This window comes from Nostoc sp., from assembly GCF_036917935.1.
Classification (GTDB): Bacteria; Cyanobacteriota; Cyanobacteriia; order Cyanobacteriales; family Nostocaceae; genus Nostoc.
Map to the genome: position 1 here is coordinate 110659 of NZ_JBALEL010000060.1, position 25882 is coordinate 136540.

Genomic DNA, 25882 nt, shown 5'->3' on the forward strand with positions numbered 1-25882 from the left:
CTTAGTTGCATCGACCAGCAACAATTAACTTACCCGACGTTACGCAGTCACTCTAAAAGATTTGTGTGTACACGGTAGGATACTCTGGCTTATTCTGAGAGGTTAGCTGTCAACCGTTCAGATTTGCCGTAGCCGTAGGGTTCAGAGATGATGATGGGAATTTCTTCAAAGTTCTCTACCGGGGGCGGTGAAGAAACCATCCACTCTAATCCAATTGCCCGCCAAGGATTATCAGGTGCTTTCTCTCCTTGCATCCAAGAAATCACCATGTTGAATATGAAGGGTAAGGTTGACATTCCCAACAAAAATCCGCCGAGGCTAGCAATAATATTCCAGAATTGATACTCCGGGGCGTAGGAGGCAACTCGGCGTAACATCCCTTGTAACCCCAAGGGGTGCATAGGCAAAAAGTTGATGTTGGTGCCGATGAATGCCAGCCAGAAGTGCAATTTACCCCAGCTTTCGGAGTACATCCGCCCAGTCATCTTGGGGAACCAGTGGTAGGTGGCAGCAAACAAGCCCATCGTTACTGTGCCGTAAAGGACATAGTGGAAGTGACCTACTACAAAATAAGTATTGTTGACGTGAACATCAACAGGCACAGAAGAAAGCATGATACCTGTGATGCCAGCGAAGACAAACATTACCAATCCACCCAAGGCGAATAACATCGGTGTATTCAGCCGCAGCTTACCTCCCCAAATGGTTGCCACCCAAGCAAACACCTTAATTCCCGTAGGTACAGATACGCACATCGTTGTCAGCATGAAAATCAACCGCATCCAACCAGGTGTACCGCTGACATACATGTGGTGTACCCAAACAATACCGCTAACTATGGCAATCAAGATGGATGAAACGGCAACTACTTTATAGCCAAACAGGGGTTTACGAGAATAGACTGGAAAGATTTCTGAGAAAATCCCGAAAATCGGCAAAATGATCACATAAACGGCGGGGTGGGAGTAGAACCAGAAATAATGCTGGAACATGACTGGATTTCCACCCTTGGCTGGATCAAAAAAGCTAGTACCAACTGTGAGGTCAAGTAGCAGCATCACCGCGCCAGCTGTCAATGCAGGTAGTCCGAAAAGTTGGATGATTTGGGCGCTAAATACTGCCCAGACAAACAACGGCATTCTGAAGAAGCCCATGCCTGGGGCCCGCATTTTGACGATGGTGGTGACAAAGTTGACTGCCCCCATAATCGAGGAGACACCGGAAATTGCCACCGCTAACAGCCAGACAACTTGCCCATTAATCAAGTTACCTGTGGGATTTTGGAGACTGACTGGTGGATAAGACCACCAACCCGCTTGGGCTGGGCCACCAGGAACCAAAAAGCTACCCATCAAAAGAATTCCGACTACTGGCACCATCCAAAAGGCAACAGCGTTGAGGCGGGGAAATGCCATATCTCGCGCCCCAATCATTAAAGGCACGAGATAGTTGGCAAAACCAACTAAGGAAGGAAATGTCCACAAGAACAGCATTATAGTGCCGTGCATAGTGAACATACCGTTGTAGACGGTGCGATCGACTACATCAGATTCGGGTGTTATCAGTTCTCCCCGAATCACCATTGCGAATATACCGCCGATGAGAAGGAAGAAGAAAGAAGTAACAAGATACTGGATACCAATCACCTTGTGGTCAGTACTAAAGCTGAAGTATTCCTTCCAGCCTTTGGTCGTTTCGTGGTGCGGCTTCTCACTGGGGAGAATGCCTTCGATTGGAATATTTGTCATCGCTGAATTTCCTTTCAACCGGGATAATTGACCAAAGGAGGTGCCGCAGGTGCAACTGTTACCCAACCAGTTTTGACTGATTTACTGGCTGCTTGGGTATACTCAGAATTTGCTTGATTATTGGCGGCAGATGGTTTTTGGCTTGCGGCTAAGGCTAACCACTGGTGATAATTTTCTGGTGATTCGACGACTACATTCGCTTGCATGGTGGCAAAGTATGTGCCGCTATATTGGGAATCGGTAAGCCGATATTTACCCGGACGGATGGGGGTAAATTCAAAGTCGATCGCATGATTGGGAATAATATCTTGCTTGAGGCGGAATGCCGGGATGTAGAAGCCGTGGAGAACGTCTTGCGATCGCAGTGCCAAACGCACGCGGCGATCGCTAGGCAAATGCAACTCACTACTGGTAATATCTTTTTCAGGGTAATGGAACACCCAAGCCCATTGTTTAGCTAGAACATCAATCTTTTCAACAGGTTCTGCTAAGTCTTTTAGTGGTGCTGCGAATGCAGATTCCATCCCCATCGGGTTATGCAAATGGACAACTTCCATTGGCCCTTGAATCCCCATTTGCTCGTAAACTTGGTAGCTATAACCTGCAATCCAAAACACCAAGAGAATTGGGATTGCTGTCCAGACAACTTCCAAGGTAACATTACCTTCAATTGGGGGGCCGTCAGTGAAGTCATCTTTGACAGCCCGATGGAAGATCACAGAATACATCAAAGTACTTGTGACTCCCAAGAAGATGAAGCCACCGAGGGTTACTAAGAAACTAATCAAATCATCAATTAGTTGGGATTCGGCTGCCGCTTGGGGAGGAAGCCAGGAGTAAGCCTGTTTACCAATCCAGAGACTGATAATAGTCACTGCGATGCCTGCGGCGGGCAATGCCAACGCGCCTGTAATCACGGTCAAAATATTTAAAATCTTCTGGATTTTCATGGTTATTGGTTATTGGGCATTGGTCATTAGTCATTGGTCATTACCGAATGGCACTAAGAAAAGCTATAAGCTTTGCCCTAACTGGTTCCCAGCCTGGAGGCTGGGAACCAATTCTCGGAGGCTCCGCCTCCAGTGGCTTGACCAGAGGCAGAGCCTCTTGGAATACATTCCCAGTCTGAAGACTGGGAACGAGGTGACACAAGCCTTTCGCCTTTTCTTAGTGCCATTCGGTCATTACCATTAGTCATTGGTTAGTAACTTTAAATAAATGACAAATGACTTATTTGAGTGTTGTGTTCAGGTCTTGGTGCGATCGCAGCAAATTATCTGCTGTATTGTGTACGCCAAATTCAGCGGCTAGTTGCGCTCCTAGTGTGCCGTGGATGTACATAATGAACATGATTGCTATGCCTGCGAACAGATAGATCAATTGCACTTGTCTATCTGTCTGTTTATATTCTTGTTTGTCCCAAACGAAACGCTGCCATCCTCTCCAAATGGTCATACCAACAATCAATGCTAATAAAAAGACGCCACCTACACCATGCCAAATCATGGTTTGCATTGCCTGTAATCCCCAGGCACTCTTGACATCATTAGGCGGTGCTGCTAAAAGCATTTCGTAAAAGCCTGCGCCCACAGTGAAAAAAGTGATGATACTGGAAGCGACCATGTTGTACCAGCCAACATCAAAGAAATTGGCACGTTTGACAGTAATCGCAAAATATTTGAAGACCCATATTTCCAAGGGAAACAGCACACCAACGATATCGAAGGTAATCCCAATGATGAACAAGCCCAGGGTGAGATGGACTAAGTTGGGATGGATAGGAATGGTATAAGGCAGTCCGTTACTACCTAGTTGTGTACTTAATTGGTCAATTAGTTCCGAGTTCATGGCAAAATAGCATTTTTTACTGCTTCAACAACTGGCACTGTGTGCAGTCCATATATCCAAACAAGTTCATCTCCGAGATATACTTGCAAGCCAACTATTAGGGTTAAAAACAGCCCCACTATCATGTAATGAATCGGTAATTTGTTAGGGTTGCGTGTACGAATTACATATCGCCAAGCTGTAATTGCTGTGATGATTCCTGAAAGCGACCAACCAATCAACGTATGCAAATTCAGCACTGCCTTAGCAGCATCGTAAGGTCTTGCCAAGCCAGCTTCAAACTGACCAAAGATAACGGCGACAAAGATAGCGATCGTGGCGACACACATATTCCACCAACTGACCTCAAAAAGATGAGATTTACCAATGAAATAACCAACTACATCGCAGGCAAAGGCAAACAATACCATCGCAATTACGAAGTGGACAACGATGGGATGAATTGTATCTGGGTAGGGTAAATTGTGGTCGTTCAAAGATGTAAAGTAATCAAGCATAGCCTTCTAATCCATCTATTAGCTAGAAGTTAATATTTAGGAGCGATAAACTAACTTCTAATCCATAATATTCACAATCTTTTTACTTCCAGAACGACTCAGGTTTGGCTGAAAATCTATTCAAATAATAGCAGGAGTACTCGTTATGAGAATTCTTTATACAAGGTAGCCTAATTATTCTTTGAAGATTTTTGTGCTTTTGATTTTCTATCTCCATATATAAAGAATATCATACATTTGTTAAAATTACTTGCGATCACCAATCTATTTGCAAAGAGTATTTCTGATTACAATTAATCATGAACTAGAGGATTATCAGCCAATAATTGCGTTTTTTCTTTTGTTTCAGTGTGAGGAATTCTGACCTGTTCAAAAAAGTTAGAGACCCAAGGTAAAGCCACAAGAATTCCCGCTAATACTACTAAAAATACTGCAATTCCAAAAATTTGGTCACGGGGAATTTCCAGAACACCGCGTAAAATTACTTCTCTTAAAGCAGAAACCATAGTAATTTCTACTGCTGCTGCCACGGATGTCCGTTGTTGTTGTATATGATCAATTAACAGGCGGAATAACTCTACCAAAATCAAAATGAACAGGATATCAGATGTTACTTGCCGTAAATCTAATGGACTCAAAAAGGAGAAGAACATATCTCCCAGTCGGATGAGCATCACACAAAATAAACCAAGGCAGAGAGAAATGATAATAAAGTCTTGAAAAAACTCCAGGTTACGTACAATTGTATTTCTTTGTAACCAGTTATTTAAGTTTAAAGTTAGCCCTTTGAGCATCGTATTTCCTAACAGTCTAGATTCATTTATCTCCATAACTGAAATAGTGCTGAGTATCTAGCATCGATTACTCAGCACGGGCTAAACGCCCCGCTACCGCTAACGGAACTGTATTCAATCCCCATTATTTAGCTATGGGGTTCCATTCAGCCCTATTAAACTATTTTGCTCCGTGGGCATCATGAGGTACGGGTTCTGCGGTTTTCATCTTGGATGCTGCGGTTGTTAAGTTATTCGCAGCCTTGATGATCTCTTGTAAGGTTTCGTTAATCAGTTTTTCATCAGGGGGAGCTTCTAATAAGTAAGTTTCTATGAAAATCTCCACTCGATTCATAATTATTTTGCTTTGAGAGCGTAGTCTGTTGAGGTCTTTGGTAGATAGATTATTCATTATTTGAAGCTCCTTTGGTTTCGCGGGTTAATTCTACATTTTTAGTCAGCAATTCTCAGGAAAAGAGCGATTCTTACAGTTCAGCCGAATGGCACTAAGAAAAGGCGAAAGGCTTGTGTCACCTCGTTCCCAGTCTGAAGACTGGGAATGTATTCCCAGAGGCTCTGCCTCTGGTCAAGCCACTGGAGGCGGAGCCTCCCAGAATGGGTTCCCAGCCTCCAGGCTGGGAACCAGTTAGGGCAAAGCTTATAGCTTTTGTTAGTGCCATTCCAGTTCCGCGCTTTTTTAAAAGATAAAGCTTGCTGCAATACCCATTAAATCGTTTGTCTTTTGACTGCTTAAATGCCTTCAGATTCCCCAAATTCGTACAAAGGTTTCAAGCAGGAGAATTGCTATATCTGGTAAGTTAGTTGGTCTATTTTAGGATTTATGCACTGAAAACTTGAGATCGCAACTCTTTGAGATGCTCCGTGTAGCTTGCTTCTTTGCAGGAGTATGCGATGGCGTAACCGCCCACCGGAGGTGATCGCAATAATGTAATTTTGTTACAGTGCGTAAGTTCTATATCTATCCTTTAGGCTTACGCACTGTAATCATCTTTTGAGACTGGGTGTAGGGTTGTGAGTCTTTAAGCCTCAGAAGCTTTGGTGCAGACATCAAAAGTTATCCTCTTGCGCGTAGCTTGTTTAAAACTAGAGGTACAATGGATGCTTACCCTGTCTTTATATCTTCTGGCTGTTGACTCCTTTATAACAACTTGAAGCCGAAGTTGTTAAGAGTTTCACGCAAGTACTTGCACCCTTTTAAATAGTCTAAAGTGGCAATCCGCTCGGCTGAATGTTGCGACCAATCACCAGGGACATTCATCTTTTGTTCAGTGTAGAACTCTTTCATGATATCATTATAATGAGCGATCGCTTCATCTTGCTCTGCCAATTTATAGGTTTCCCGATGGAATACAGCTGGCTGAGGTAGGCGCGGCTTAACAACAGGTTGTGCTTCAGGATTGGGATAACCCACACACAACCCAAACACAGGGAACACAAAAGGCGGCAAATTCAATAACGTGGCTACCTCTTGAGTACTTTTGCGGATTGCGCCGATATATACCGTTCCTAAACCAACAGATTCAGCAGCGACAATCGCATTTTGCGCTGCGACTGAAGCATCGACTATTGCTTTAACCAACAGTTCTACGTAATCTAGAGCTACGGGAGCTAGTCCGCGACTGTCAGCAATATGAGCCAGACGACCTAAATCTGCTAACCAAACCAAGAATACAGGAGCTTGGTTAATCCATACTTGGTTATTAGCCAGCTTGCATAATTCTGCTTTACGCTCTTGATCTTCAATCGCTACCACACTCCAGGTTTGCATATTAGCTGAACTAGGAGCAGATTGAGCAGCAGCAACTAGCCATTCCAGGGTTCCTGGTGGTAAAGGATCGGATAGATAAGACCGGACTGAACGGTGGGCTATTAGCGTTTCTAGAGAATCGTTCCAGTCAATTTCGTGATTGAAGGGAACTTCACCGTAGCGCGATCGCAGTAATTCTGTAGGATTAGTCATAGTCAGCTTTTGAATTTGAACACTTTTTTACGATTAAGGAAAACAAGGAAGAACCAGAAAATCAGGAGGCTGATTTTCTAACAAAAGTTGAGAGAAAATACTTGATTACTACGCAGCTAGCTGGGTTTCTCCAAAATCTGAAAGGCGATCTTTCCGAAAAAAAGCGACTCGTAAAGCTAGCCGATACTCAGATGCAGGACAAGTTAGCGGAGTAACCGTATGCCAAGAATTGTCAGAACGTGCGATCGCAACTGAGGAATCGCTGAGGGGTAGAATATCTTGGAAGGCAGATTCCGGCTGAGAATCTTTGAGAATTCGCAAACAGCCTCCCCACTCTACAGACCATTGTTGATTGAAAAATAGCAGATGAGTTAAAACTTTGTTCGCCTCGTCTGTATGAGGGTGATGCAACTGTCCTGAGCTATACCGGCGAAATCCAATATCCATTACACAGTCTTTTAGTTCCAACCCAGACATTTCGGCTATGGCTGCGCGGTAAGAATCTGTCCACAGTCCTTCTATCAACTGTCGCCAAACTTTACTGAGGTGTCTCAAGTCATAAGTAAGTCTGCCTTGTGCCATCCGCTCTCGCCAGCGATTATCGCCAGATTTGAGCATTAAGGAAATATCCTCGCTAGTTGCAAGCATCTTTCCCCAAGAGTATCCGTATCCCTCTCCCTCGGACAGGCGAAACTCTTCGTGGGGAAAACTCGCAGTTAGTTCTAAGCTGGCTTCTGGTGAAAGCAGATTTTTGATCAAAGCCCAATTATATGGGACTTTTTGCATTGCTGTGGTACGAATCGAATCAAAATTAAGCATGGTAGAAAAAACGCTTTACTAAAATTAACCAATCATGATTACCCTGGACATCAAGTGGTATTAGGGACTTCCAAATAAAAAAATATTCAACAATTTCTTGTGGGGTGGGCGTCTCGCCCGCTTAGGCTAGGGGCAAGCAAGATGCCCACCCCACAAGATTGGATAATTTATTTGTTGTCAGTCCCTTAGAGGATGTTTGAAAAGTGGTTGGCTGTGATTTTAGGCACTTCTAGATCCCCCCTAACCCCCCTTAAAAAAGGGGGGAACCTGAGTCAAAGTCCCCCTTCTTTAAGGGGGGCAACCTCTCTCAAAGTCCCCCTTCTTTAAGGGGGATTTAGGGGGATCTCAAAGTATTTGCTACCAAGAAGAGGACTTGTTCATTCATCCTTTTAGAGCATCAACAATTGATTTACGTCTGCATCAAAAAGCTTTGCTCAAGCCACAGAAGTTTCATCGCCGCAACACTTAGAGAGGCCTTCCAATCAATTTCGTAATTGAAAGGAATTTCACGCGATCGCAATAGTTGTGTCGGATTTGTCATAGTCAACTTTTGAACTTGAACGCTTTTTTACAATTTCAGAGGGATTACTAACCCTATTCCCCTGTAATGTTTTGGTAGATGTGTGCATTCACCTTTGGGGAACAAAACTCAGGAGTTCTTCAACCGTGAGACTGCGCTTAACTTTTACTGACTGATGCTTTACAGCATCCAGCACTGATTGGATTTCTGGCTGACTGAGCGTGATTCCATTTTCTTGCAGCACACTGAATATTAGATGCCGACCGGAATGTTTGCCTACTACCAAACGACGTTCCCAGCCAACATCTTCCGGCGCAAACGGTTCGTAAGTACCGGGATTTTGCAACACACCGTGAGCATGAATGCCCGATTCGTGTGCAAAAGTATTTTCACCGACGATCGCTTTCCAGGGAGGAACCGGCCAATTAGCAGCTTTCGCAACTAACCGTGACAGTTCCAGCAACCGTTTTGTATTAATACCGGTTGGGATGCCGTAGAGGTGTTTGAGTGCCATCACAATTTCTTCCAGCGCCGCATTACCTGCGCGTTCGCCAATCCCATTTACCGTAGTGTTGACCGATAGCGCCCCTGCTTCAATACCAGCTAACGAGTTCGCCATTGCCAGCCCAAAATCATTATGTGTGTGCATTTCTATGGGAATGAATAGATGATGCACCAGGGAGCGAACTTTGCTGTAAGTGTTCAGAGGGTCGAGAATTCCTACAGTGTCACAAAAGCGAAACCGAAAAGCTCCCAACTCTTGAGCATAATACGCCACATCCAATAGAAAAGATGGATCGGCTCTAGAAGAATCTTCTCCGCCAACAGATACAGCTAAACCGCGATCGCAAGCGAAATTAATCGCATCCCGCAGCAGATCCAGCATTACCTGCTGCTTACCCCCAAACTTGGCGGCAATCTGAATTTCTGAGACGGGAACGGAAATATGCACCCGTTGCAAACCACAATCTATCGATGCCTGAATATCGGACAATTTAGCACGGTTCCAGCCCAGTAATTGGGCATTTAATCCCAGATTAGCGATCGCTGTGATCGACTCTGCTTCTTCTTGTCCCATTGCCGGAACGCCAATTTCCAATTCTGGAACACCAATGGCATCTAGAAAAGTAGCGATCGCAATTTTTTCTTCAACGTTAAAGGCTACACCTGCCGCTTGTTCGCCATCTCGCAAGGTTGTATCGTTAATCTGAACGGGATGTTTGTTCATAGTGAAGTCATGATTCATCATCAGCTAACTTGTTGGGTGATTTTGATTTGCTTAAGGAATTAGTAATTGAAAGACAGAGCAACTAACTTGAGTTGTGAAAACTAAAAGACATATTCCTTAGCCGTAGGGTAATAATTACGAATTACGATTTATGAAATATTTGCTACAACTTCCCCAATCCTGGTAATGTCATAGCCGCCGAGAATTTCTAATTGGGATCGCACTAGCTGATGTCCCAAAATACTGAGGAACTGTTTTACTGGTTCTTCTTCCAAGTATTCTTTAATAATCACCAAGTCATATCGCGCCTTATGAAGGGGGATAAATCCCAACCCAAAGGCAGCAGCTATAGATGCCGTACTGATACCTGCATCAGCGATTCCTGAGACTACAGACAAAGCAACATCTTGATGGCTGTGAACGATATGGTCAGATCCTTTAACTTTGTGCAATGGCACTCCTTCTTCTCGGAGTTTCCGTTCTAAAAGCATCCGACTGCCAGAACCCACTTCATGGGTGACAATAGTTGCTTCAAATTCTACTAAGTCGGAAACTGTTTTAACTCCCATTGGGTTTCCTGGTGGGACTAACAAACCTTCTTCCCAAACTCCCAGGGTAATCAAAATGGCACTTTTACCTGTTAAGGCTTCCCGCACAAAGGGGATGTTATGTTCCCCAGTGTCAGCATCGTATAAGTGCATCCCTGCAATATGAACTTCGCCTCGGCACAGACTACGCAATGCCGCCTTGCTGTGGGCGAAACGATAATGAATTCGCAGTTGCGGATGCCAACGTTCAGTTGCTCTTGCCAAGAGGGAAAGCACAGGTGTACAACCAGCAATCACAACTGTATTGTGCAGTTTATCTATATCATCCAGAAGCCGAACCAGGACTTTATTTGTACCGATCTGGCTCTGTGCTTCACCCTGCGAGTAACGCTCGTTACTAGCTACCTCTGACGCTAATGGCAATTTGCTGATGTTGGGGAACACTTTCACCCTTACAGATGACGCTCCTACATCGCTACCGCTTGCGCTAACCCCAGTCTCTACAATGGGGTGACTCACCGCAACTGTCTCACCATCAGCTGGAATCATTTCGATCCGAAAAGCATCGTTCCCAACCAGGGGATAAGCTATCCATTGATCCCCAACCCGCGCTAGACTAACTCTTGATTGCTGTTGCTTAGGGACTGATCCCGCAAGAATTGCCTCAACTTCTGGTAAATCTTCCTCAAACCAGAATAAGTCCTCAACTTGGCAGCCAAGTGCCTTAGCTAAACGTAGTGACATAGCAACAGAAGGAGCATATTGTCCCAATTCCACACCACCAATACTCTGACGAGTTACGCCAGCTATATTAGCTAATTCTTGCTGACTCATGCCCAAGCGAGTTCTAATTGACTTCAGGTTATTGCAAAGATTCACATCCAGTTTCATGAGGCTGTATCTCTCCGTTAGAAAAAACCGCAGCAGACAAATTTAAATTTGTTGGGTCAATAGCAAGAGGTTTTCTAGTGTTTGCCGTTTTTGTTGAAAGACATGTTGATGTTTTGACAATTTTGCTGATTTTCTGCAAGCATAACATACATCTTGCTAGAATACTTGCATTTCTGGATACGATTTAGCGATCGCATCGCAGTCGGCATCGCCTTTTGATCATCTGCTAACCAAGGCGATACCTACGTTAGCAAAAGAAAACTTAGTCCGAGTGCGGTAAATCCTGATCTAAATGCCAATTGCCTTTTTTAGTTGGTACCGCCACCCACTGGAGTTCCAACCATAAGATCGGGTTCTTTTCCTTCAACCTGGAGGCGCGATCGCGGATAATGCGTGTAGCGTTTATGCAAACAGCGTCCAATATCCCCAAATCTTGGGCAACGCCTCGGAAAATGTCTTGGTAGGCATTGACTGAGGCAAACAGCATATTAGGATAATAAACGACAAAATGTTGTATAAGTTTTGGGGGGCAGCCCCAGTAAGAGTTTACGAGTTCGACATGGCAGTACTGGAGCAACTCACCGAGTTTGGGACAGCGCCCTTGAGCTATGGTGATAAATTTTTGGACTAAAACCTCTTCGGTCAACATAATGAGTTCTCCTCCTTCAATGAGGTAGACGAATTTTGGCGTGGTTCAGAACGCCGATTTCTCAAATGGTGTTAAGAAGTTTACGCAGTTTTTTCTGCTTTTTCGAGTCAGAGATTGCCAATTGCTCCAGACACTTTGGATGAGGGATAATCCCTACTGCATCGTCCTAGTCAAGAGGCATCTCCGAAAATGAATCTGCAACCTTTGTGGAGCTTGGGGTGATACCTAATGTTTGGAGATGTCTAAACAACCCAAATTGTACCAGCAGTTCCTCTAGGCGATCGTTAGACATAGATTTCGGAGTGACAAAATCTGTATTCTGGTCAATTGCCGTTGCCAGGTTGCGATAGTGCTGCGCCTGTTCAGACTCAGGAGCATACTCAATCACCGTCTTGCGGTGGAACTCTGCCCGTTGCACCATGTTGTCTCTGGGTATGGAGTAGATCATTTGAGTCCCCAGTTTCTCTGCCAGAGCCTCGACTAGATCGTTTTCCTGATCGACTTTGCGAGAATTGCAGATCAATCCTCCCAGACGTATACCGCCTATAGGAGCATACTTTTCAATGCTTCGGCAAATGTTATTAGCGGTATACATCGCCATCATTTCCCCAGAAGTGACAATGTAAATTTCTTGAGCTTTACGTTCACGAATGGGCATGACAAATCCACCGCATACCACGTCACCCAGACCATCATAAAATGTATAATCAAGTCTAACTGCATCATCATAAGCACCAAGTTGTTCCAGCAACCCAATTGATGTCAGAATGCCTCTACCTGTACATCCCACACCAGGTTCCGGCCCACCCGATTCCACACACAGCGTCTTCCCCCATCCCTCCTGGCGGAAGTCTTCTAGATTCACATCATCTTCTTCTTTACGCAACGTATCAAGTACAATTTTCCGGTGGAATCCCCCCAAAAGGAGCCGGGTGGAGTCTGCTTTCGAGTCACACCCTACAACCATCACCTTACGATCCATATCAGTCAGTCCAGCCACGACGTTTTGAGTCGTTGTGGATTTGCCAACTCCCCCTCTTCCATAAATAGCAATCTTCCGCATAAAAACCTCAGTAATGGCGCAGACTTATTGATTCGGCTCCAAGATTATGGTGTAATCCAGTAGAGTGTTGAATTAAATTGAAGTTGTAGTTTTTGAAATAGTTCACTGTCCAGGTTGTGACAGCTTCAACGTAGTCAGAGTGTGGACATCAGCCGTCTATCCAGCACTATAAATATTGCAGTTATCTGCTAAAAGTTAAATAGCTTCTTACAGATATAGCAGCAAATATTAGTGGGATGCGAGATACAACAAGGGTGCTAAAAATTAGTTCCAATCCTGTCACCAAGAATTCAAAAAACTTCCACAGATACGGCAGATGAATAAGAAATTTTTGCTTGATCACAGCAAGACAAGCATTATTTTCCCTGCAAAGAAGATACATAAAAAAATCAGTCCAGCCTACGCTATGGCAACGGCTTCGCCAAACGAAAAACCGATTTTTGGGCGGTTTTGCTCCACTTCGATTAACGTTATGCCGTCACCAATAACTGATGAGGCTGGTCTGATACTCACTTCAAAGGAACCTAAGGAGTTTTTGTCCTTTTATTAGATTCCTTATAAATAAAGAATATCATACATCTGGCCAATTTACTTGCGCTGACCAATTAATTTACAAACAGTATTCGTGGTTACAATTAGTCATCAGCTAGAGAGGCTCAAAGCCAATAATTGCGTTATTCTGTTGTTTTAAGTTGAGCAACTATCGCCGATTTATCCAACTGAAGCATCCAAAATCAGGATAGCAATTAAATCATTCATCTTCTTATATATAGTTAGAATAGTCTGTCTATTTCAATTAACAAAAGTCTTATATATAAAAGGATAACGTCTTCTTAAAATCTAGACAGAACTGTCTATTAAAAACGATTTTTATTTACATTTTGCAATATTTTTCTGCCTTATTGTTATCAAATTTACTATTATTAATTCCAAAGGTTGATAGGATTTTGAAATCAAGGAACTCCAAGAAGTTTCTGACAAAAATAATAGTTTAGAAGAATCTGTCTTCTTATCAGCTATTTGCACAAGGAGCAATCAGCCATGCCAATGAAGTTGTTTAAGTGCGACGAATCCATTCCCGAACGGGAAAAGCACATATATATTAAAGAGAAAGGAGAAGATACAACCCAGTTTCTCCCTAGCGCACACGTCGAAACCATTCCCGGCTCATTATCTGAGCGTGGATGCAGCTATTGTGGTGCAAAGCTCGTAATTGGTGGTGTCCTCAAAGATACTATCCAGTTGATACATGGGCCTGTAGGCTGTGCTTATGATACCTGGCACACCAAACGCTATCCCAGCGACAATGGCAACTTCCAACTCAAATATGTCTGGTCATCGGACATGAAGGAACAACACGTTGTCTTCGGTGGTGAAAAGCTGCTGAAGAAGGCAATGCTGGAAGCCTTTGCGGAATTTCCTGACATCAAACGGATGATGGTCTACACCACCTGCTCTACTGCTTTGATTGGCGATGATATCAAGCCTGTAGTCAAAGAAGTCGAAAAAGAACTGGGTGATGTTGATATCTTCACAGTTGAATGTCCCGGTTTTGCTGGGGTGAGTCAATCCAAAGGACACCACGTGTTTAACATGGGGTGGATGACAGACAAGGTAGGAACCTTTGAGCCAGAAATTACCAGCCCATACACAATTAATGTGATTGGGGACTACAACATCCAAGGGGACACCTTTGTGATGGAGAAGTACATGGAAAAAATGGGCATCCAAATTATTGCCCATTTTACCGGCAATGGTACTTATGACTCCTTACGTGGGATGCACAGAGCGCAGTTGAATGTCACCAACTGTGCCCGTTCAGCAGGATACATTGCCAATGAATTAAAGAAAAAATATGGCATTCCCCGTATCGATGTGGATACTTGGGGCTTTGACTATGCCAAAGAAGGGTTACGCAAAATCGGGGCTTTCTTTGGGATTGAAGACAGAGCCGAAGCGGTGATTGCTGAAGAAGTCGCTAAATATGAATCGAAGTTAGAGTGGTATAAAGAGCGCTTGAGTGGCAAAAAGGTCTGTATCTGGACTGGGGGTCCGAGATTGTGGCACTGGACTAAGGCCCTAGAAGACGATTTGGGGATGCACGTTGTGGCGATGTCCTCCAAGTTTGGACACCAAGAGGACTTTGAAAAGGTAATTGCCAGAGGTGAAGAGGGGACTATCTATATTGATGATGGCAATGAACTTGAGTTCTTTGAAGTGCTGGAGATGGTCAAGCCGGATTTGGTTTTGACTGGGCCACGGGTGGGTGCTTTGGTGAAGAAGTTGCACTTACCTTATGTGAATGGTCATGGCTACCACAATGGCCCATATATGGGCTTTGAAGGTGCGGTGAATATGGCGCGGGATATGTACAATGCCATCTATTCCCCTCTGATGAAGTTGGCTCAATATGATATCCGTGGTGAGCAAATGAAAACTGTTATCTCTGAAGAAAAGAGGAAATTTAAAGAGAGTAAAGTACAACAATCGAAATTTGTTGATATTACATCTACTGAACCGCTCGCAGTACTTGAAAGTTCAAAACTTGATACTCAACCATTGCTAATACCTGATAATCAACCATTACTTCAGGAGAACGAAGTACAACAATCGAAATCTATTGATATTACATCTACCGAACCGCTCGTAGTCCTTGAAAGTTCAAAACTCGATACTCAACCATTGCTAATACCTGATAATCAAGCATTACTTCAGGAGAACGAAGTACAACAATTGAAATCTATTGATATTAAATCTACCGAACCAATCGCAGTACTTGAAAGTTCAAAATCTGATACTCAACCATTGCTAATACCTGATAATCAACCCTTACCACAATGGCAGCAAATTGGTAGTAACTTCTCTGCGTTTTTGGATCAATTGCCTAAATACCTAGGTAGCTTTTCCACTGAGTACCAGATGCCAATTATTTGTTTTGCTACAATTATTACAGCGACTATTGCAGTTAAGATAATTCTAGCTGTATTAGATGTAATCAATGAAATTCCCCAGTTAAATCTAGTTTTTGAGTTGACTGGAATTGGTTACTTAATCTGGTTTGTTTTCCGATATCTATTCAAAGCTTCTACTCGGCAAGAATTAGCTGCACAAATTAGTTTTATCCAAAAAGAAATTGTCGAGGGACAAGATTAATAAGCTGTTATGCCTCCACATTTGCTTTCTTTCATAGTGAAATAAAGCACAAGGCAAACAAACACATCCCCGCGCTATGCAAGAAGTTGCTCGGATTTTGAGAGCAAATAGCTATGTTGCGTAGGCGCAGTTTCTCGTAGACATTGCGATGCGGAAACTGCGCTTAGGGCGTAGCTATGCCGCAGGCTTTACGAGATGCTCCGCGTAGCTTGCTTTCTAGTAGGGGTACGCTCGCTGTAGACATCGCAAAAGCACCACAGTCGTAGGTTGTGGTTACTCCTGAAGTGTTGTCATGTGCGTAATCTCATCAAGATAAAAAACTTTTTACTTAAAGTTTTGATAAAGTCAGCGTTTAATTACGTAGTTGAATTGATTTTCTCCAACCAAGTTGGTATGATAGCTTCAATCGAAAAGATAAATTCGTATAAAAACATACGCCATAAATACTCTTGAATAATTCATAAAGTTTAAACGCTCAGATCAATGACTATTTAAGCATTAGTTAAGCTGTTCCATATTTTTTAAATCATATATGGTCGTCTTGGCTGTTGAGTGTTAACTCTTGACTGTCAACTGTCAACTGTCAATAAACCTCACGAGTAACTATGCAATAAATATGTGTTTTAGCTTACCAAAAACGAGAAAGTAATTTTTTCCTTACTATGAGCGATTAAAAAATGATGAAAAAGTATTTGCTTGCCGCTTCGCTGACTGCAAATTTTACTTGCTGTGAGTGTAGCTTTTGCCTTGCAGAGAAAGTTGATTGCTGCCAAACAGCAAAAAGTTAAAGTGAGCGATGAACGCCACTGTTAGAAAATCGAATAATCTGGTTAACTTTGAAACAAGCTGTTAGTAAATCTAAGGAGATAATTTATGTTAGAGACAAAGTTTTTTGAAAAATCATTAATGGTTATTCTGGGGTTAGCATTAGCTACTGTTTCTACCGCTCAACCCTCCAAAGCTGCTATCTTTACTTATCAGGGAGATACAACAAATGAACCGATTTGGCGGCGTGTAGCACCAGGCAATCCTCCCACTCTTATCAGTGGTGAAAAAGATGGAAATTTGGGAATGAGTGTACCTTACACTGTATTCGATTTTACGGTCGATCAATCAGGTTTATATAATATAAGTGGTGAATCTGAACCTACGCCACCTGCAAATAGAAAATGGGATATTTTCTTAGCTTTATATCAGGACAGTTTCAATCCTACTGAACAATTAACAAATGTTCTTATAGCAAATACTACTACTAATGGTAGTACTGTTACTTTCAACCGAGAACTCCTTACAGGACAGAAATACTTTTTAGTTACTACCGGTCGTCGAGTGAATGATTTTGGCCAGTTTAGCAACACAATAAGTGGTTCGGGTCAAATTACACCAATTCCTGAATCAGATTCAATACCTGCTCTATTAGTCACAGGTGGTATAACTTTACTACTGTATAAGCGAAAACTAGGTTTAAAAATATAGTATTTCTAAATCATTTCTAATCATATACCCAACTTCTAAAAAAGTTGGAGATGTGCTTACAAAGTAGGCATGACTGCTATAGTTGCACTCATATAATCAGAATAATCTGTACTCTGCTAACTGCCTTTTGTATTGTTAATTAACTACTTGTTTCCAGAGAGAGATATAGAGGCGACTAAGCACCTGCATCGAGATTGTGAAAAAAAGCAATCCTGAGAGCCAATCGGCACTGTAGTGCAGTCGATGCTACTGGAGTTACCATCTGCCAGGAATTATCTGAGCGCACAATCACAGCCGAAAACTGGTTCAGTGGTGCAATATCTTGGAAGATAGATTCTGGTTTTCCGTCAAGGAGAATTCGCAAACAACCACCCCAATCGATAGGCCATTGTTCGAATGGCACTAAGTTAAGATACAGCCCTTGCCCTAACTGGTTCCCAGCCTGGAAGGGCTGCCGCCTCCTCTTTCTTGACGAGAGGCTCTGCCTCTCGGAATACATTCCCAGTCTTAAGGCTGGGAACGAGGCGACACAAGCCTTTGGGCTTTTCTTAGTGCTATTCGACCATTGTTCATTGAAAAATAGCAAATGAGTCAAAGCTTTCGATGGTTCATCAGTATGAGGGCGATGACAGTGACCTAGATTATATCGACGAAACCCAATCACCATTGCACAGTCTTTCAATTCCACCCCAGACATCTGTGTTAAGGCTTGGCGGTAAGCAGATGTCCACAGTTCTTCTATCATTTGTCGCCAAATACTGCTGAACACTATCTGTATAATTGCTAAATTCAAGCTTGATATTATAAGTCAATAGTTTCCAATTTCAGCATTTAACTAATTTTGGCGACTGAAGTATATATTCTTTCTTAACAAAGTTATTTTGTTACTAACTATTTGGGACAATAGTAGTAATTATGACAATTCCTACAACTGAATGAGATTAGGTTTAGTGTGAATCTTGATTGAGCTATTTATTTGTCAGCCGATCATAAAACTAAAATGAGTGTTTTCTTCTCAGATGAGGCGATCGCTAGGTTAATTCAGGAAGATGTTCCCTACCTAGATTTGACAACCTACGGACTTGGCATTGGCAAGCAACTTGGTGAAATAGAGTTTTCTACCCGTCATCCGATGACCATTTGCGCTACTGAAGAAGCAGCCAGAGTATTAAAATATTGTGGTGCCGAAGTTCATTATCAAGTCGAAAGTGGTACAGTCTGCCAGGAGAAGCAATTAATTCTTCAAGCTAGTGGCACTGCTCAAGCTTTACACAGTGGTTGGAGAGTTGCTTTAAATTTGCTCGAATACGCCTCCGGCATTGCTTCGCGTACAAGAATATTAGTAGATACTGCTAAAACAGTAAATCAGTCTGTTTCTATTGTGACTACTCGTAAATGTTTTCCAGGTACTAGAGCGCTTTCCATCAAAGCAGTTCTAGCTGGCGGAGGTTTTTTTCATCGTTTAGGATTATCTGAAACAGTTCTGATCTTTAACCAACACCTGATATTCCTGGGAGGTATAGTTGGGCTAATTGAGCGCATGAATGAACTGCGACGACAGTTTCCAGAACAACATATTTGCATTGAAGTAGATACACCAAAAGATGCTTGGATGGCTGCTCAAGCAGGTGTAGATTTAATTCAGTTTGATAAAATTCCCCTACCAGACCTTGAGCCTCTAGTTTTGAAGTTGAAGCAGCAGTATCCAAACTTAAAACTAGCAGCGGCTGGTGGTATTACTTCTGAAAATATAAAGGATTATGCTAATACTGGTGTAGATATTTTAGTGACAAGTTCACCGTACTTTGGTAAACCATGCGATATTGCAGTCAAAATGACGATGGCACAGTAGTGCATTTTTATATTTAGTTTGATACTTAAGATTGCAGTTGTTAAAACGCAAGATTTGAGCCAGAAAGAACAACGCTTATGCAAGACTTAGAACAGAAGTAAGTGGGCATTTTACGAAGCTCTTAAGCAGTTGAAATAGAGCGATATAGCCATCTATCGCTCTATTCACTGTATGAGGAATTGTAGCATTTATTTGGTCTATTGGTTGTATACACGGAGTAGTCTAGTCGCTGTATGGTTTTGCTTCAACTATAGTGTCGGGACAATTACAACCCTTCCCCATAACTCGGACAGTTTTCCAATTTACAGGTGAGTCTCACTTATAAAGAGTTTATTAACTTGATAGTTACCTATTTATAAGGCAAATAACAACAGCTTAGTTTCTTTACAATATTAAGCTGAACTATTTTAAAAAGAAATAAAAATTAATTTGGTTCGGATTTGATTACTATATTAGTTGGTATTTTACTCAATAAGTTGGTATTATCTTCATTAGATTACACAAATACACTTATCCATTTGGAAAAACGCAAATCTAACAAGAGGTTTGCGACTAACTTTGGTGTCAGGATTCATTAGTTTTTAATATGAGTTATTAAAAACTAGCTATTTAGTAGTGTCTGGTAAGGAGTTGAAAGTTTAACGATAGAACCGTTTTATTTTTATCTAACAGGAACTATTGTCAAATTGCTCAATTTTGGCGATAACGATACTAATTTTTGTTGAGCAAACGGCTTTGAGCAAAACTATCTAATTTTTTCAATATTCAATAGGAAACGGAGAAATATTTTATGCGTTTTACCCGCACGATACCCATTGCGTCTTTAATACTATCGATACTGGTTTTATGGCAGCCTACTTTAGCTGACTCCAGGAGCGATCTTCCCTGGGGACGAGAAGAAAAAACACCTTCTATCTGGGATAAAAATAAGTGTCTTGGAGGTTTTTCGCCAAGTTTTCGCTTGGGTGGAGAACTCAATAATCCAACCACCTATAACTTGCAAAACCTGAAGAATTTGCGAGATGCTTTAAAAAAACAAAATCCAGCATTAGTTACTGAAATTACTGTGAGCTTTCAAACCGGCTCAGGGCCACGAACCGAAACATACTATGGAGTTCCCCTATGGGAATTGATTAATAATCCGAAAGCCGGAGGTGGTCTAAAACCTGGGAATTCTGGGGTGAATACTAAAAACTCTTTTCTGAGGCAATATGTTCTAGTTGATGCCACAGATTGCTATGGTGCAGTCGTAGCTATTGGTGAAATTCAACCTAACTTTGAAGGGAAAACAGTGCTAGTTGCATTTGAAAAAAAAGGTAGTGATGGTAAAGTCGTGCCTTTAATAGATGAAGGATTTGCTCGTTTAGTAGTTCCAGGTGACAAAGCTGGAGGTCGTTATGTTAGTAATGTGAGAAATATTGTCATATTATCTGCTCCTGCTTCTCCTTTGAAACGAAAATATTTCTGAAAATCCTTTTGATTAAAGATGCCTACAACGGAGAGTTCATCTTCTAATACCAGTCTGATATCTAAGTTCTTCTGTAAGGCTAAAGATATCTCACTAAATGAGGATAATCCAACAATCTGATTGTTGTTAGTATTAATCTGTTCAGAATTATCTTATAAGTAGGGAGGATCAAAATATGGAAGTTAGCGCTCGTAATTCCTTGAAAGGAACTATTAAGAAAATTCACCCAGGGGCAGTTAACTCTGAGGTGATATTAGAAATTGTGCCTGGGGTGGAAGTAACTGCAATTATTACCAAGGAATCAGTAGAGCATCTTCAACTTCAAGAGGGAAAACAAGCGATCGCGGTGATTAAAGCGTCGGATGTCATAATTGCTACAGAATAGCTCGAAATGAGTAGATAAGTTGTGGCGATCCGCTATAGAGCGATCGCTACGATTATCCAACTATTTACGAATTTTCCGAGCAAGAACTGCTGCCACACACCAGACATGAAGGATCGTGATAAGAATGTCGTTTGGTAAATTCCATTCGCATCAAGTCGATTGTCAGCAGTTGTGACAATAGGGGTTGACTAAACTTAGTAATCAACTTTATTACCTCTAATGCACTAAGACAAGCTAGTGTACCAGAAACAGCACCGATAACCGAGAACCCACGCTGATTCCAATCTGGCTTTTCTGGGAACAAGCATGATAGACAAGGAGTGACACCAGGAATAATCGTCGTCAGGTAAGCTTCCATTCCGTCCATTGCAGCTTCCACCATTGGTTTTTGCCAGCGCACGCAAGCCTCATTGAGCAAGTTCCGCTCTGTGAAATTGTGGGCGCAATCAACAGCTATATCAGCAGATTGTACTAAAGAGTCTACATTCTCCTTTGTAACGTAATCATGAACTGCTTCCACCCGAATATCAGGATTAATAGCTTGCAGAGTTTCTCTGGCTTTGAATACTCTTGGCTTACCTACCCAATCATTTGTCATCAGAACCTGACGATTCATATCATCTAGCCGTAAGTCACCACCCCGAACTAGAATTAGCCGCCCAACACCTGCTACTGCCAAATAAAGTGCTGATGTACCGCCTAATCCCCCTACACCTGTAACCAAAACCGTTGCAGACTTCAAGCGCTTTTGTCCTGCTTCTCCAAAATTGGGAAGCATCATTTGGCGGTGATAGCGTTCTAACTCACTGGGTGTTAAGTTCATCGCTTTTTAATTCTTTATCAGTCGTAAAATTTACCACCTAGTTGGTAGCAAGTATTGTAGTTGTCTATACACTTTTCTAATTTAGTACCTGTAAAGTTGGTATTTATTCTAGGTACAATTAAAGGAGCTATGTGCAAATATAGCGATGTCTACGACGGGCTACGCCTACGCGAATCTGGTGATTCTCAAAGAATACTTGGAACAATCACCAGTACAGCAGTTTATCAATATCTTGGGACATCGGAAGCGTGCGATCGCAATCCTATGCAGACATTTTGTGATGTGTCTAATAGACTAAATAGCTTTGGTTTAGCTTATCTACATATTATTGATGGGAAAGTTGTAGTAACGAGTTACCTACCCGTAGGCGTAGCCCGTCGTAGACATCGCTTTAGAGGGGGCAGTTTGATTGCCCCCCCCTTAATGAGAATACCAACAATTACTTTAGTCAACGGCAATCATTACGTCTGATGATTTAACTATGGCGTAGACTTCTTTACCTTCAGTAAGTTTGAGATTTTCTGCTGATGATTTGGTAATAATTGCAGTCACCTCTACCCCTGGTGCTACTTCTAATGTTACTTCAGTATTTACAGAGCCAACGACGAGGTTTTTTACAGTTCCTTTGAGAGCATTACGAGCGCTAACTTGCATTTGATGACCCCTACTTGTTTTTTATTTACACATAGATAATAACAAGTAATTAAATTAATCTGTATAGCTACAGATAGAAAATATATGAATTTTTCCTATCGATTAATATAGAAAATATACACGAATAATTTACTAAATAATTTGGTATTTACATCTTTTTAAACCAACTTATCTGGTAATAAAAGTAATACAAAGTAGTTAGTTCAACTAACTACTTTTCAGACTGTTATTTGACGCACGTAAGATAAGTTTTCGGTGCTAGTTCATCTTTTTTGAGGTCTTCGCACTCCAATTCGATCATTCGATCAGGTATCCTTCTCCTGTCGGAGACGCTACGCGTAGCTTGCTTCCACGTTCGCGTAGCGTCAGGGAAGTGGTACAGAATCTTGCTACATTTCAGAACAATATTTGGGTAAAAATTCATATTTCCTTCTGCAACGGCAGTCTGCACAATTCGGGAAGGCGTTTTATTAATAAGTCGGCAAAGCCACCTAGCAGACTGTCTCCCTGTTGTAACGACTGCCGTTTTTTTAATGCAAAATTATCTAAAATCGGAATGTAGTACGAACAACTCCTGTATAGATAGTGTCATTATTGCTGTTCTGCTCTGGGTTAAGTATCACAATCAAGCCTGGTGTAATTGAGATATTGTTATTTACTTGGTAGCGATATAGTCCTTCTAAATGGAAAGATGTATCGCTATCTTCACGAAGATTACTAGTAGCAGTAAGAACAGCAGGGCCAAAGTCATTACTCGTCACCTTCGGTGGTTGACCAAAGATTAAACCTCCCAAGTTGCCCTTTTTGCCTAAATCAGGGAAAGCTAAAGTGACCGCCCAGTTCCAGATGTCTGCCTTATCACCTCTATTAACATTTGCACCAGAACTAACCTCTGCGATCGCTTGACTATACCCAACCCAACCAGAAAGTACCAATTGGGGGTTAAAACGATAGCTGGTTTCTATCCCATAATGATTGGCTGAAGTGGCAACACCAGCACCAAATGGGGTATTAGCGAAAGCGCTACCATAAGCCCCCGAAACGGAAACATCATTATTACCACCAGTAAAGTAAGAGTGTGCATAGCTCAAAGCAAGAGTTAAGTTTTGGTTGGGCTGGAATGCTAATTGAGCTAAAGCACCATAACTACCATCAAATAGCCCTGCACCAGCAGTAGGATCATAAGCTCTTCTAGCAAGATAACCCCCAGATAAAGTAATCGCGTCGCTCAATTTAAAGATGGCGCTGACCCCTGAACCTGTATTACTAGCAGAACCCGTATTACTGGCGCGGTAAATAGGGGAGAATCGACCAAACCGCGAAAGAGATCCAATCGGGGTTGAGGACAGCAAAGGGTTAACAGTGTTGAAGTTGTCGTAGAACTCCCCACCAATAGCATCAACAATGACATTGATTTTGTCACCTACCGGGAAGCGATAATATAATTTGCCCACTACAATGGTGTTGTCGTTGTTCCCGTCCCACGATACACGGGTCATGTTTGTACCTGTGACTGCCCCACTAAAGGCTGTGGTGTTGTTCGCTTCTAAACGGGTAAACAACTGGTCTTTGCCAGTGAAACTACTAATTAGATTCAAGCGGATGCGATCGCTGAAAATCGCGTTGTCCTGAAGCCTTCGTCCACCTGATGCTGTATACTCGTTAGCTCTTGCAGCCTCTCTAGCTGTACCCGCAGGAGCTGCTTCAATTCTTCTCCAGCGATCGGAATCTAGCGCTCTATCCCCACCAAACACACTCCCAACAGAGAAAATTATTTCTGCATTTAACTTGGTAGTAGTCGAAAATTGTTGATTTTCCAGGTTTGCATTACGAGCTTCCAACCCATCTATCCGTCCCCGTATTTCAACTAGTCCATCAGCGAATTCTTCTTGCAATTTTCGCAAGGTTTCTAAGTCTTTTTTTGTCACTAACTCTGCTGTGCTAGTAGCAATCAATTCATTAACCCGATTCAGACAAGCGTTAAGACCTGCGGCAAACTCATAACGAGTCATTGCCCGATTTCCTTGGAAGCTGCCATTAGGATATCCAGCTATACAACCGTAGCGCTCAACTAAAGATTGTAAAGCCTGGAATGCCCAATCTGTAGGTTGCACATCAGATAGTTGAGAGACTGAAGTAACCTGACTCATGACTGAGTTAGGACTTTTATTGCTGTCATCATTGAACTGCTGGCTCTGGTCAGATGAAGTAACGCCGATAGGTGCAGTCAAAACAGCTTGATTATCTGTTTGAGCAACCACACCTTCTTTTGCCTGAAACTGAGTAGTCTGCATATCTGCTGGAATAGCTGATGCACCTTGAGCATTGATCAGACTAACTGCTAATAAGATTGGAGCAATCAACAATGAATTATGTAAAAAAACAGACATTAACCTCACACCTCAAATACTATTAGACCAACTTGATTACTAAAGTTGTTGGTACTAAAAAACACCCGATGCACTATTATTACCAGGTTTTCAGATTTTTACCAACTTATATGGTAAAAATCTGACTAAATTTTGTCAGTAACGGCGCAGTTGTTGGTAACAGTCAGTTATACGCTCAACAAGTCTTAACTTCATTAAAAATTCTTGACGCCGTTAAAAGCAAAGCCGTCTATGCCAAAGACGTTCGTCAAGCTCTCAATTACGTAGAATCAGGCAATGCTGACGCTGGGATCGTCTACCTCTCAGATGCCAAAAGTACGCCAAAAGTCAAAATTGTAGCGACTGCATCTGAAAAAACCCATTCTCCCGTCGTCTATCCTATCGCAGTTCTTAAAAGCAGTAAAAATGTCGATGCCGCTAAGGATTTTGTGCAATTTTTATCGGGCAATGAAGCCAAAACTGTGTTTGAAAAACAGGGATTTACGGTAGCTGGTAGTTAACACCAGAAGAATTTTAATTGGGCTGTTTGAGGATTCAACGCACTACTCAAACCAGCTCTCATAAGCACCGTTCTTATCCACAAAACTATGCCACTGGATTTATCGCCCCTCTGGATATCACTTAAAACTTCATTTCTGGCAACATTTATTACCTTCTTTCTTGGCATTTGGGCTGCCTACTGGATGCTGGGATATCGCGGCAAAGGTAAATCTTTGATTGAGGGTATCTTTGTTGCTCCTCTGATTTTACCCCCCACAGTTGTCGGCTTTTTACTGCTGCTATTTTTTGGTAAAAATGGCCCCGTAGGTAAACTCATGGAGCCTTTAGACTTCAGCATCGTTTTTACCTGGTATGGTGCAGCGATCGCAGCTACAGTCGTCTCCTTCCCATTAATGTATAAAACTGCACTAAGAGCGTTTGAACAGATTGACACTAATCTCTTACGGTTAGCCAGAACTCTTGGTGCAACGGAAGTGCCAATCTTCTGGCGCATCAGTCTACCTCTAGCAGTACCTGGAATTATAGCTGACTTTTCACGGGATGTGGAAAAGGGGATTGGTTCGCGATCAGCTATCGCGAACCAATCCTTTGAACTTAAGATGATTTGCGTCCTCT

General features: G+C 42.2%; 25 protein-coding genes and 2 pseudogenes. 9 read left to right on the forward strand and 18 right to left on the reverse strand.

Annotated features, from left to right (window positions below; all coding sequences use genetic code 11):
• Positions 1-89 precede the first annotated feature (89 nt).
• The 7 genes from ctaD to V7K62_RS25665 form a co-directional block, all read right to left on the reverse strand.
• Complete coding sequence (gene ctaD / locus V7K62_RS25635; RefSeq protein WP_334869064.1) at positions 90-1748, reverse strand: cytochrome c oxidase subunit I; 1659 nt, start codon at positions 1746-1748, stop codon at positions 90-92.
• Positions 1749-1762: 14 nt separating this feature from the next.
• Positions 1763-2698 carry a cytochrome c oxidase subunit II gene (locus tag V7K62_RS25640; protein WP_334869065.1) on the reverse strand — a complete coding sequence of 312 codons (936 nt, stop codon included), beginning with the start codon at positions 2696-2698 and terminating at the stop codon, positions 1763-1765.
• A gap of 77 nt (positions 2699-2775) precedes the next feature.
• Entirely contained in the window at positions 2776-2946 is a 171-nt protein-coding gene (locus V7K62_RS25645; protein WP_334869067.1) for a hypothetical protein, read from the reverse strand.
• Between the two features lie 32 nt (positions 2947-2978).
• Positions 2979-3596: a DUF2231 domain-containing protein gene (locus V7K62_RS25650; protein WP_334869068.1), complete on the reverse strand. Its 618-nt coding sequence runs from the start codon at positions 3594-3596 to the stop codon at positions 2979-2981.
• Positions 3593-4093, reverse strand: coding sequence for a DUF2231 domain-containing protein (locus V7K62_RS25655; RefSeq protein ID WP_334869070.1), 501 nt, complete (start codon positions 4091-4093; stop codon positions 3593-3595). The genes V7K62_RS25650 and V7K62_RS25655 overlap by 4 nt, the downstream gene beginning before the upstream one ends.
• Before the next feature lie 293 nt (positions 4094-4386).
• Positions 4387-4887: a phosphate-starvation-inducible PsiE family protein gene (locus V7K62_RS25660; RefSeq protein WP_292769190.1), complete on the reverse strand. Its 501-nt coding sequence runs from the start codon at positions 4885-4887 to the stop codon at positions 4387-4389.
• Positions 4888-5047: 160 nt separating this feature from the next.
• Positions 5048-5278, reverse strand: coding sequence for a hypothetical protein (locus V7K62_RS25665; RefSeq protein ID WP_334869072.1), 231 nt, complete (start codon positions 5276-5278; stop codon positions 5048-5050).
• A gap of 88 nt (positions 5279-5366) precedes the next feature.
• On the opposite strand from V7K62_RS25665, the gene V7K62_RS25670 reads away from it, so the two are divergent.
• Positions 5367-5516 (forward strand): hypothetical protein, encoded by a 150-nt coding sequence (locus tag V7K62_RS25670; RefSeq protein ID WP_334869074.1) that lies wholly within the window; start codon positions 5367-5369, stop codon positions 5514-5516.
• 509 nt (positions 5517-6025) lie between these two features.
• On the opposite strand, the gene V7K62_RS25675 is transcribed toward V7K62_RS25670, so the two are convergent.
• The 7 genes from V7K62_RS25675 to nifH all read right to left on the reverse strand — a co-directional run bounded on the left by V7K62_RS25675 (position 6026) and on the right by nifH (position 12565).
• Complete coding sequence (locus tag V7K62_RS25675) at positions 6026-6847, reverse strand: NADPH-dependent oxidoreductase (protein WP_334869076.1); 822 nt, start codon at positions 6845-6847, stop codon at positions 6026-6028.
• Between the two features lie 108 nt (positions 6848-6955).
• Positions 6956-7666: a 2OG-Fe(II) oxygenase gene (locus V7K62_RS25680; protein WP_334869078.1), complete on the reverse strand. Its 711-nt coding sequence runs from the start codon at positions 7664-7666 to the stop codon at positions 6956-6958.
• A gap of 409 nt (positions 7667-8075) precedes the next feature.
• Positions 8076-8207, reverse strand: a complete 132-nt coding sequence (locus V7K62_RS25685; protein WP_334869080.1) for a hypothetical protein — start codon at positions 8205-8207, stop codon at positions 8076-8078.
• Positions 8208-8295: 88 nt separating this feature from the next.
• Positions 8296-9414, reverse strand: a complete 1119-nt coding sequence (gene nifV / locus V7K62_RS25690) for a homocitrate synthase (RefSeq protein ID WP_334869082.1) — start codon at positions 9412-9414, stop codon at positions 8296-8298.
• A 149-nt stretch (positions 9415-9563) separates the two neighbouring features.
• The gene (locus tag V7K62_RS25695) at positions 9564-10853 is read right to left on the reverse strand and encodes a substrate-binding domain-containing protein (RefSeq protein ID WP_334869086.1); all 1290 of its coding nucleotides are present in this window, start codon (positions 10851-10853) and stop codon (positions 9564-9566) included.
• Between the two features lie 262 nt (positions 10854-11115).
• Positions 11116-11502 (reverse strand): hypothetical protein, encoded by a 387-nt coding sequence (locus V7K62_RS25700; RefSeq protein WP_334869088.1) that lies wholly within the window; start codon positions 11500-11502, stop codon positions 11116-11118.
• A 166-nt stretch (positions 11503-11668) separates the two neighbouring features.
• Positions 11669-12565, reverse strand: coding sequence for a nitrogenase iron protein (gene nifH, locus V7K62_RS25705; protein ID WP_334869090.1), 897 nt, complete (start codon positions 12563-12565; stop codon positions 11669-11671).
• Between the two features lie 1041 nt (positions 12566-13606).
• Here nifH and vnfD point away from each other — a divergent pair.
• The gene (gene vnfD / locus V7K62_RS25710; RefSeq protein WP_334869094.1) at positions 13607-15718 is read left to right on the forward strand and encodes a nitrogenase vanadium-iron protein, alpha chain; all 2112 of its coding nucleotides are present in this window, start codon (positions 13607-13609) and stop codon (positions 15716-15718) included.
• A gap of 873 nt (positions 15719-16591) precedes the next feature.
• On the forward strand, positions 16592-17194 hold the full coding sequence (locus V7K62_RS25715) for a PEP-CTERM sorting domain-containing protein (RefSeq protein WP_334869096.1): 603 nt from the start codon (positions 16592-16594) through the stop codon (positions 17192-17194).
• A gap of 175 nt (positions 17195-17369) precedes the next feature.
• On the opposite strand, the gene V7K62_RS25720 is transcribed toward V7K62_RS25715, so the two are convergent.
• Positions 17370-17963: a hypothetical protein gene (locus V7K62_RS25720; RefSeq protein WP_334869098.1), complete on the reverse strand. Its 594-nt coding sequence runs from the start codon at positions 17961-17963 to the stop codon at positions 17370-17372.
• 231 nt (positions 17964-18194) lie between these two features.
• On the opposite strand from V7K62_RS25720, the gene modD reads away from it, so the two are divergent.
• From modD to V7K62_RS25735, 3 genes are all read left to right on the forward strand, one after another.
• The gene (gene modD / locus V7K62_RS25725; RefSeq protein ID WP_334869100.1) at positions 18195-19046 is read left to right on the forward strand and encodes a ModD protein; all 852 of its coding nucleotides are present in this window, start codon (positions 18195-18197) and stop codon (positions 19044-19046) included.
• 790 nt (positions 19047-19836) lie between these two features.
• Positions 19837-20514 (forward strand): hypothetical protein, encoded by a 678-nt coding sequence (locus V7K62_RS25730; protein WP_334869101.1) that lies wholly within the window; start codon positions 19837-19839, stop codon positions 20512-20514.
• A gap of 175 nt (positions 20515-20689) precedes the next feature.
• Positions 20690-20899, forward strand: a complete 210-nt coding sequence (locus V7K62_RS25735) for a TOBE domain-containing protein (protein ID WP_094352220.1) — start codon at positions 20690-20692, stop codon at positions 20897-20899.
• 64 nt (positions 20900-20963) lie between these two features.
• Here V7K62_RS25735 and V7K62_RS25740 read toward each other — a convergent pair whose 3' ends face one another.
• Positions 20964-21722 carry a HesA/MoeB/ThiF family protein gene (locus tag V7K62_RS25740; protein ID WP_334869103.1) on the reverse strand — a complete coding sequence of 253 codons (759 nt, stop codon included), beginning with the start codon at positions 21720-21722 and terminating at the stop codon, positions 20964-20966.
• A gap of 60 nt (positions 21723-21782) precedes the next feature.
• On the opposite strand from V7K62_RS25740, the gene V7K62_RS25745 reads away from it, so the two are divergent.
• Positions 21783-22193, forward strand: a complete 411-nt coding sequence (locus V7K62_RS25745) for a hypothetical protein (protein WP_334869105.1) — start codon at positions 21783-21785, stop codon at positions 22191-22193.
• Here the strand turns inward: V7K62_RS25745 and V7K62_RS25750 are convergent.
• Both V7K62_RS25750 and V7K62_RS25755 read right to left on the reverse strand, forming a co-directional pair.
• Positions 22167-22376, reverse strand: coding sequence for a TOBE domain-containing protein (locus V7K62_RS25750; protein WP_334869107.1), 210 nt, complete (start codon positions 22374-22376; stop codon positions 22167-22169). The two genes, V7K62_RS25745 and V7K62_RS25750, sit on opposite strands and share 27 nt — an antisense overlap.
• 545 nt (positions 22377-22921) lie before the next feature.
• A complete protein-coding gene (locus V7K62_RS25755) occupies positions 22922-24766 on the reverse strand; it encodes an iron uptake porin (RefSeq protein WP_334869109.1) in 1845 nt (614 codons plus the stop codon).
• Between the two features lie 167 nt (positions 24767-24933).
• Here V7K62_RS25755 and modA point away from each other — a divergent pair.
• Positions 24934-25266: pseudogene (modA, locus tag V7K62_RS25760) on the forward strand (molybdate ABC transporter substrate-binding protein); the annotation flags it as partial.
• 87 nt (positions 25267-25353) lie between these two features.
• Positions 25354-25839: pseudogene (locus tag V7K62_RS25765) on the forward strand (molybdate ABC transporter permease subunit); the annotation flags it as partial.
• Positions 25840-25882: the final 43 nt, after the last annotated feature.